1 protein-coding gene is annotated in these 323 nt (G+C 47.1%); it reads left to right on the top strand.

Features of this window, described 5'->3' with window-relative positions; translation table 11 throughout:
* Nucleotides 1-323: Ty1/Copia family ribonuclease HI (locus B5P42_RS32435; protein ID WP_220089432.1), on the top strand; the 323-nt coding region annotated here is incomplete at both ends.

Below are 323 nucleotides of genomic sequence, written 5' to 3'. Positions count from 1 at the left end.
GATTCAATGTTTGAACTGAAGCTCAATCAGAGCAAAACCTCAGTTATCAACCAAGATGACCAAGGGGCGATTTTCCTCGAAAACAACAGGTCGAGTAAATCCCGTACGAAACATATTGACGTACGACACCACTTCATTCGAGAGAAGGTCGAAGAAGGAAGGATCATGGTCAAATATTGCCCCACCAGCGAGATGGTCGCAGACATATTGACCAAACCTTTAAACAAGGGGCCTACAGAAAACACTGGCCGCACTACCTGGCCGCAGTTTCTTGGCCAGTTAGTGCGGCCAGTGTTTTCTGTAGGCCCCTATAATACTAGGTC

The sequence above is a fragment of the Bacillus sp. SRB_331 genome, assembly GCF_003264175.1.
Lineage (GTDB): Bacteria > Bacillota > Bacilli > Bacillales > Bacillaceae_G > Bacillus_A > Bacillus_A mycoides.
Note: the sequence above shows the minus strand (reverse complement) of the source record. Positions and strands in the feature narration are given on the sequence as shown.